At 64.7% G+C, this 8,259-nt stretch carries 7 protein-coding genes; all 7 read left to right on the plus strand.

What is annotated here, in order from left to right; translation table 11 throughout:
• The first annotated feature begins 68 nt into the window (after positions 1–68).
• The gene (locus tag RIF85_RS05825) at positions 69–1,673 is read left to right on the plus strand and encodes an ABC transporter ATP-binding protein (RefSeq protein WP_309070975.1); all 1,605 of its coding nucleotides are present in this window, start codon (positions 69–71) and stop codon (positions 1,671–1,673) included.
• The gene (locus RIF85_RS05830) at positions 1,670–2,974 is read left to right on the plus strand and encodes an ABC transporter permease (protein WP_309070967.1); all 1,305 of its coding nucleotides are present in this window, start codon (positions 1,670–1,672) and stop codon (positions 2,972–2,974) included. The genes RIF85_RS05825 and RIF85_RS05830 overlap by 4 nt, the downstream gene beginning before the upstream one ends.
• The gene (locus RIF85_RS05835) at positions 2,971–4,254 is read left to right on the plus strand and encodes an ABC transporter permease (protein WP_309070968.1); all 1,284 of its coding nucleotides are present in this window, start codon (positions 2,971–2,973) and stop codon (positions 4,252–4,254) included. The genes RIF85_RS05830 and RIF85_RS05835 overlap by 4 nt, the downstream gene beginning before the upstream one ends.
• A 51-nt stretch (positions 4,255–4,305) precedes the next feature.
• On the plus strand, positions 4,306–4,755 hold the full coding sequence (locus RIF85_RS05840; RefSeq protein WP_309070976.1) for a cytidine deaminase: 450 nt from the start codon (positions 4,306–4,308) through the stop codon (positions 4,753–4,755).
• The gene (locus tag RIF85_RS05845; RefSeq protein ID WP_309070969.1) at positions 4,752–6,038 is read left to right on the plus strand and encodes a thymidine phosphorylase; all 1,287 of its coding nucleotides are present in this window, start codon (positions 4,752–4,754) and stop codon (positions 6,036–6,038) included. Before RIF85_RS05840 ends, RIF85_RS05845 begins: the two co-directional genes overlap by 4 nt.
• 238 nt (positions 6,039–6,276) lie before the next feature.
• Entirely contained in the window at positions 6,277–6,996 is a 720-nt protein-coding gene (locus RIF85_RS05850; RefSeq protein ID WP_309070970.1) for a DedA family protein, read from the plus strand.
• Complete coding sequence (locus RIF85_RS05855) at positions 6,993–8,132, plus strand: adenosine deaminase (protein ID WP_375164828.1); 1,140 nt, start codon at positions 6,993–6,995, stop codon at positions 8,130–8,132. Before RIF85_RS05850 ends, RIF85_RS05855 begins: the two co-directional genes overlap by 4 nt.
• Positions 8,133–8,259 lie beyond the last annotated feature (127 nt).

Consider the following 8,259-nt stretch of genomic DNA (forward strand, 5'->3'; position numbering starts at 1 on the left):
TGGGAACGGGCAGTTGAAGATTGGCCGTTCCCGCACCAGCTCCCATCAAGGACAGGTTGGTTGGGGTTGTGAAGCTCGAACTGCAGGGAATCACCAAGCGCTTTGGCTCGCTGGTTGCCAATGACAATATTGATCTGGTGGTGAACCCCGGAGAGGTGCATTGCCTCCTCGGCGAAAACGGCGCAGGCAAGTCGACGCTCATGAACGTCCTCTACGGACTGTATGAGCCCACGGACGGACAAATCCTCGTCGACGGAAAGCCCGTCACTTTCCGCGGACCCGGCGACGCGATGGCTGTGGGAATCGGCATGGTGCACCAGCACTTCATGCTCATCCCGGTCTTTACGGTTGCCGAGAACGTCGCGCTCGGCGACGAGCACACCAAGGCGGGCGGCATCCTCGACCTCGATAAGACCCGCGCGCGTATCCGCGAGATTTCCGACCGCTACGGATTCGACGTCGACCCCGACGCCCTCGTTGAAGACCTCCCCGTCGGCGTGCAGCAGCGCGTGGAAATTATCAAGGCACTGGTCCGCAAGGCGGAAGTGCTGATCCTGGACGAGCCGACCGCGGTGCTCACGCCCCAGGAAACCGATGAACTCATCCAGATCATCGAGGAGCTCAAAGCCGGCGGTACAGCGATCGTCTTCATCTCGCACAAACTGCGGGAAGTGAAGGCAGTGTCCGACGTGATTACCGTGATTCGGCGGGGCGCCGTCGTCGGAACTGTTGAGCCCAGTGCCAGCACCAGTGACCTCGCTTCCATGATGGTCGGGCGTCAGGTGAGCCTTAGCCTCAACAAGGCGCCGGCAACCCCGGGCGACACCACTTTCGTCGTTCGGAACCTCACCGTCCCGGGATCGGGCGGGCAGAACCTGCTGGACAACGTCAGCTTCGAGATCGCGAAAGGCGAGATCCTCGCAGTCGCCGGCGTGCAGGGCAACGGGCAGACCGAACTCACCGAGGCGATCCTTGGGCTGCACCCGCACGCATCCGGGTCCGTGCAATTGAAGGGCAAGGAACTGCTGGGGATGAAGGTCAAGGACATCATCCGCGAAGGCGTTGGATTCGTCCCGGAAGACCGCAAGATCGACGGCCTCGTGGGGAGCTTCTCCATTGCGGAGAACATGATCCTCAACTGGTACAACGAGCCCCCCTTCGCGAAGGGGTTCGCCATGAAGCCGTCCGTGGTTCTCAAGAACGCGCAGGAAAAAGTCGCCGAGTTCGATGTGCGGACGCAGAGTGCCGAGGCACCGGTCAGCACGCTGTCCGGCGGTAACCAGCAGAAGGTGGTCCTGGCCCGGGAACTCTCGCGGCCACTGAACCTCTTCATTGCATCCCAGCCCACACGCGGCGTGGACGTCGGGTCAATCGAGTTCCTCCACAAGCGGATCGTTGCAGAGCGCGATGCCGGGACGCCCGTCATGATCGTGTCCACCGAACTCGATGAAATCAGTGAACTTGCGGATCGCATTGCGGTGCTGCATGGAGGAGAACTCATGGGCGTGGTGCCAGGCGATACGTCGCGCGACGTGCTCGGTCTCATGATGGCCGGTATGACGGCAGAGGAAGCACTGCGGCAGGACGCCTCCGCGGTGGAAGAGCGAAACCGGGCAGCCGGCGGGCACCGGGCTGCAGGAGCGCACCGGGTTACCGGAGAGGAAGACCGATGAGCGTCAATAGACCCAACGCCGGCTCCGCGTCGGAAGAGACCGCCGCGCCGCCGCCCGTTCCCGGAACAGGTGATACGACGCCGGCACCGGATCAGGAGGACCACGGCAGGGGCATCCTCAAGAGCATCGCCACGGGTTCCTCGCTGGTGGCAATTCTCGCCGTCGTCCTGTCGATCATTCTTGGCGGCCTCCTGATCGCACTCACTGACGAGGACGTCGCGGCTGCATCGACCTATTTCTTCAGCCGGCCGGGTGACACGCTCTTGGCCGCCTGGGAAGCAGCCAGCGGAGCGTACGCCGCTCTCTTCCAGGGTGCTGTGTTCAATCCGGGCGCTGACTCCCTCGGGCTGATGTTCCGCCCGCTGACCGAAACGTTGACAGTCGCCACACCCCTGATCCTTGCGGGCCTCGGCGTGGCGGTGGCGTTCCGCGCCGGGCTGTTCAACATCGGCGCGCAGGGCCAGATCATCCTCGGAGCCATGTTTGCAGGATGGATCGGCTTCTCCTGGCACCTGCCGTTCGGCCTTCACCTTCTGTTCGTGGTACTCGCCGGGTTTGTGGGCGGTGCGCTGTGGGGTGTCATTCCCGGTCTTCTCAAGGCACGTACCGGTGCCCACGAGGTCATCGTGACCATCATGCTGAATTACATCGCGATCTACCTGGTCGGGTTCCTCCTCACCACGCCGTCGTTCCAGAACCCGGGATCGTCGAACCCGATCAGCCCCCGCCTGGACGACACCGCGGTGTTCCCCCAGATCCTCGGCCCCCAGTTCCGCCTGCACCTAGGCTTCCTCGTGGCGATTGCGGCAACGTACGGCGTCTGGTGGCTGCTCAACCGGTCGACGGTCGGCTTCGAACTTCGCGCTGTCGGCGCCAACCCGTTCGCGGCACGCACCGCGGGAATCAGCGTGACCAAGGGATACGTCGTCGTCATGATGCTGGCGGGCGGCCTCGCCGGTCTCGCCGGCGTGGCGCAGGTGGCGGGTACCGAACGGGTGCTGACCAGCGGCATCGCCGCCAGCTTCGGGTTCGACGCCATCACTGTCGCGCTGCTGGGCCGGTCCCACCCGTGGGGCGTCTTCTTCGCCGGAGTCCTGTTCGGGGCATTCCGTGCGGGCGGCGTCCAGATGCAGACCCTGACGGGCACGCCCATCGACATCGTGCTGGTAGTCCAGTCACTGATTGTTCTCTTCATCGCCGCTCCGCCGCTGGTCAAGGCGATCTTCCGGATCGACCAGAAGAAGACGGCCAAGGCGCGCAAGGGCAGCAAGAATCAGCTGGTATCCGGAGGTGCAGCATGAGCATCGCAGCAACCGTTACTGATCCGGGCGTAGCCGGACCCTCTACCCGGAACTGGAAGGCACCGATCGGATTCGGTGTCGGTGCGCTGATCGCCCTGTTCGTCTTCGCGATCGGCGGTCCGGCGGCCACCGCGGTCTTCCGGGTGTCGGATGACTCAGACCGCTTCCGCCTCGCGGATATCGCGCTGCCCGCGAACGTCGTTGGCTGGGTTGTGGCAGTCGCGCTCATCGCGATTGCGGTCTATGCCTTCCTGCAGGTGCGCGGCGGCCGGGGAATCAACCGCTGGGCGGGCATCGCGTACGCGGTCCTCTTCGTGGTCGGCTTCCTCACCTGGGTGGTTGGCATTGCCGACCGGCCCTCCATCTCGCTGGCCGGCCTCGTCGCAGGCTCAGTGACCCTCGCGATTCCGCTGATCTTCGGGTCGCTCTCGGGCGTATTGTGCGAGCGTGTCGGCGTCGTGAACATCGCGATCGAGGGACAGCTTCTCTCCGGAGCCTTCGCCGCCGCCGTCGCTGCCTCCGTGTCAGGCAACGCCTACGTCGGCCTGATCGCGGCGGCGTTCGCCGGCGTGCTGGTATCGCTCGTTCTGGCGATCTTCAGCATCAAGTATCTGGTCAACCAGATCATCGTCGGTGTTGTGCTCAACGTGCTGGTATCCGGACTGACCGGGTTCCTGGCGTCCACGCTGCTCAGCCGCGACTCCGCTACGTTCAACTCGCCGCCGGGTCTTCCGGAGGTCCGCATTCCTCTCCTTGCGGACATCCCGATCATCGGCCCCATCCTTTTTCAGCAGAGCATCGTCGGCTACTTCATGTACGCAGCGGTGATCGTCATCTGGATAGGGCTCTACCGGACCAAGTGGGGTCTGCGCGTGCGAGCTGTCGGTGAGCATCCGCAGGCCGCGGACACCATGGGCATCAAGGTGAACGCAACACGGTTCTGGAACGTGCTCCTGGGCGGCGCGGTCGCCGGTTTCGGCGGCGCGTTCTTCACGCTCGTGTCTGTCAGCTCCTTCACCCGGGACATGACTGCAGGGCAGGGCTACATCGCACTTGCCGCTCTCATCTTCGGACGCTGGAATCCGATCGGCGCGTTCTTTGCGGCACTGCTCTTCGGCTTCGCGACCAACCTGCGCTTTGTCCTGTCGATCATCGGCACGGACGTTCCGAGCCAATTCCTCGCCATGCTGCCGTACATCGTGACGATCCTGGCCGTCGCTGGCCTCGTGGGACGATCCCGACCGCCCGCAGCCGGCGGCATCCCTTACGTCAAGGAGTAGCCCGTGAGTGCACGTGATGAAAGCCCGACGACGACGGACGCTACCGCCCCGATGACGCCACCGGAAGCGGACCTCCCCTGGGAGGAGTTGGCAGAGGCGGCAACGGCGGCCATGCGCAACGCGTACGTCCCCTACTCCTCCTTCCCGGTGGGAGCCGCTGCCCTGACCGACGATGGGCGGATCGTCTCGGGCTGCAATGTTGAGAACGCATCCTACGGACTCACCCTGTGCGCCGAGTGCTCCCTGGTGAGCCAACTCCAGATGACCGGCGGCGGCAGGCTGGTTGCTTTCAGCTGCGTGGACGGTAACGGCAATGCCTTGATGCCGTGCGGGCGCTGCAGGCAGCTGCTGTACGAATTTCGTGCACCGGGAATGCTGCTGATGACAGTAAGCGGTATCAAGACCATGGACGAGGTGCTGCCGGACGCGTTCGGCCCCCAGCACCTCGCAGACACGGGCACCTCAAGCGCCGGCAACACAGAGTCAGGAAACACCACATGAGCGAGCAGTTCGATGCCGTTGACATCATCCGCATCAAGCGCGACCGGGGCACGCTGAGCCCGGCGCAGATCGACTGGACCATCGACGCGTACACCCGCGGCGCAATCGCGGATGAGCAGATGGCGGCCCTCAACATGGCAATCCTGCTGAACGGGATGGACCGTACGGAGATTTCCCGGTGGACGGCAGCCATGATTGCCAGCGGCGAGCGGATGAATTTCTCTTCGCTCGGAAAACCGACCAGCGACAAGCACTCGACCGGGGGAGTGGGTGACAAGATCACGCTCCCGCTGGCGCCGCTCGTTGCGGTCTTCGGTGTTGCCGTGCCGCAACTCTCCGGTCGCGGCCTTGGCCACACCGGTGGCACCCTGGATAAGCTCGAATCCATTCCCGGCTGGCGGGCCCAGCTCTCGAACGACGAGATGATGGCCCAGCTGGCCGACGTCGGTGCCGTCATCTGCGCGGCGGGCGCCGGACTGGCCCCGGCGGACAAGAAGCTCTACGCCCTGCGGGATGTGACGGGAACCGTTGAAGCCATTCCGCTGATCGCCTCCTCGATCATGAGCAAGAAGATCGCCGAGGGAACCGGCTCCCTCGTCCTCGATGTAAAGGTCGGCAGCGGAGCGTTCATGAAGGACCAGACGCAGGCGCGGGAACTGGCCGAGACCATGGTGGCGCTCGGCACGGATGCTGGAGTCAAAACCGTCGCCCTGTTGACCAACATGTCGACTCCGCTCGGCTTGACGGCGGGTAACGCCATCGAGGTCGAGGAGTCCGTCGAGGTGCTGGCCGGCGGGGGACCCCAGGACGTCGTCGAGCTGACCGTGCGCCTCGCCGAGGAGATGCTCGCTGCGGCAGGTGTGAACGATGCTGACCCGGCCCGGGCTCTCAGGGACGGGCGCGCCATGGACGTCTGGAACCGCATGATCGAGGCCCAGGGTGGAGACCCCCGCGCGGCCCTTCCGGTAGCGAAGGAATCCGAGACGGTCTATGCGCCGGCCGACGGCGTGCTCGTAGAGCTTGACGCACTGGCCGTCGGTGTAGCCGCCTGGCGCCTGGGTGCCGGACGAGCACGCAAGGAGGACGCGGTGCAGGCCGGGGCCGGTGTCCGCCTTCATGCGAAGCCGGGAGCCTCGGTTCGTGCAGGTGAGCCGCTGATGACACTGCTGACTGATACCCCCGAGAAGTTCGACCGCGCGCGTGAAGCATTGGAAGCCGCCGTCGTCATTGCTCCGGAGGGTTCACGTCCGGCGCAGGAGCTCATCATCGACCGCATCGCCTGACCCTGTCAGGGATCGCCCCTAGTCCCGGGGGCGGAGGAGGCGGCAGGGAAGATCAGCCCTTCGGTCGACGCGATGGGAACGGTCCAAACCATAACCTTGGAAAAAGGTTGAATCAGGGGTGCGCCGGGGTCATAACCCATGGACCCCTTTCATCCGCTGCTGGCATGGTTTAAGGAGTTCCAGACCACGTCAGGCGGCGGCCTCCGGAGCCATCCGCACAATCCAAGGAGCGCAGGTAGTGGACGCCATAAGTGCTGTCACGAATGGGCTGAGCGATTTCATCCTCAGCACCGCAGAGCAGCCGTGGGTCTACCTGCTGGTCTTCGTCTGCTGCACGGTTGACGGGTTCTTCCCGCCCTTCCCCAGTGAGTCGGTGGTGGTGGGGCTGGCCTCGCTCGTGATTACCGAGGGTGTGCCGAACGCCTGGCTTCTGATCCTGGTTTCTTCGCTCGGTGCTTTTGTCGGCGACAACGTGGCCTACCTCATGGGGCGGGGAGTCGGGACGCACCGGTTCCGCTGGATGCGCCGCCCGCGCTCGCAGAAGGCGTTTGAATGGGCCGGTTACGAGCTCGAGAAGCGCGCGGCGTCACTCATCCTTGTTGCGCGATTCGTTCCCTTCGGACGGGTGGCGGTCAACCTCACCGCCGGTGCAACCGGCTACTCGCGACGCCGGTTCGTTGCACTGACTGCTATCTCGGCTATCGCGTGGGGCACCTATTCGGTCGGGATCGGCGCGCTCGCCGGAGCCTGGTTTGAGGACAACCATCTGCTCGGTGTTACCGTCGCCATCGCCGTCGCGGTGGTCCTGGGGTTCATCGTGGACCGTGTCATCAGCGCAGTCCGGGGATCGACCCCCACCCGGCCGGGCCCGGCCCCCCTGCAGTGTGAAGCATCGACGCTGGAGAGCGTTGCCGCGCCTGCGGAAGCGCCTTTGGCCTCGCGTAGTCTTGGCCTGTGACTGAACCTATGACTTCCCTTGCTACCGACATCACCTTCGACATCCGCGAGCTGCCGAAAGTCTCGCTGCACGATCACCTCGACGGCGGCCTGCGCCCGGCGACGATCATCGAACTGGCGCAAGCAGTAGGCCATGATCTGCCGTCGACCGATCCGGTTGCGCTCGGCCAGTGGTTCCGCGATTCGGCGGATTCCGGTTCGCTGGTGCGCTACCTGGAGACTTTCGACCACACCATAGCGGTCATGCAGACCCATGAAGCCCTGGTGCGGGTAGCGAAGGAGTTCGTTGAGGATCTTGCCGACGACGGCGTGGTCTACGGCGAGGTGCGCTGGGCACCCGAGCAGCACCTGGCCAAGGGCCTGTCGCTGGATGAGGCCGTCGAGGCAGTCCAGGAAGGTCTCGACGCCGGCGTCGAAGCCGTCGCCGCAGGCGGCCGGACCATTCAGGTCGGTCAGCTCATCACCGCCATGAGGCACGCTGACCGCGGCCAGGAGATCGCCGAGCTGGCCGTCCGTCACCGCGACCGCGGTGCCGTGGGCTTCGACATCGCCGGCGCCGAAGACGGCTTCCCGCCCGCACGGTTCGCTGATGCCTTCACCTACCTGGCCCAGCACCAGTTCCCCGCGACGGTGCACGCGGGCGAGGCAGCCGGCGTCGACAGTATTGTCGATGCACTCGTGAACGGCCGTGCCCAGCGGTTGGGCCACGGCGTACGCATTGCTGAGGACATCACCGTCGATTTCGACGACAACGGCACGGATTCTCCGGTCGGAATGGCCACACTCGGTCAGGTCGCCGCCTGGGTACGCGACCGGGGCATCGCCCTGGAAATCTGCCCGTCGTCGAACCTGCAGACAGGAGCCATCGAATCGTTCGGCAAGGACATTGCCAGCCACCCGATCGACCTGCTGTACCAGCTCGGATTCAACGTCACCATCAACACGGACAACCGGCTCATGGGCGGCGTCACCCTCACTGATGAATTCGAACTCCTCGTGGAGACCTTCGACTATGACCTCGATGACCTGCTTGAGTTCACGCTCAACGCAGTAGAGGCCTCCTTCCTGCCGCTCGACAGCCGCACCGCACTCGCTGAGCTCATTGCGCAGGGGTACGACGGCGCCGGCGGAGCATGACGGAAAGAGCATGGCAGGCAGGCGCTTCCCTCGAGCGACTGCTCGACGTGATCGGGCAACTGCGTGAGCACTGCCCCTGGATGGGCGCGCTGACGCATGAGTCCCTCGCGGAGTATCTCGTCGAGGA

Origin of the sequence: Arthrobacter sp. (genome assembly GCF_031179385.1) — a bacterium.
In the GTDB taxonomy this organism is placed as follows: Bacteria; Actinomycetota; Actinomycetes; order Actinomycetales; family Micrococcaceae; genus Arthrobacter_D.

Coding starts and splice junctions, on each gene's coding strand:
- RIF85_RS05830 (WP_309070967.1), top strand. CDS start 1,670: ATGAGCGTCAATAGACCCAACGCCGGCTCCGCGTCGGAAGAGACCGCC.
- RIF85_RS05835 (WP_309070968.1), top strand. CDS start 2,971: ATGAGCATCGCAGCAACCGTTACTGATCCGGGCGTAGCCGGACCCTCT.
- RIF85_RS05840 (WP_309070976.1), top strand. CDS start 4,306: ATGACGCCACCGGAAGCGGACCTCCCCTGGGAGGAGTTGGCAGAGGCG.
- RIF85_RS05845 (WP_309070969.1), top strand. CDS start 4,752: ATGAGCGAGCAGTTCGATGCCGTTGACATCATCCGCATCAAGCGCGAC.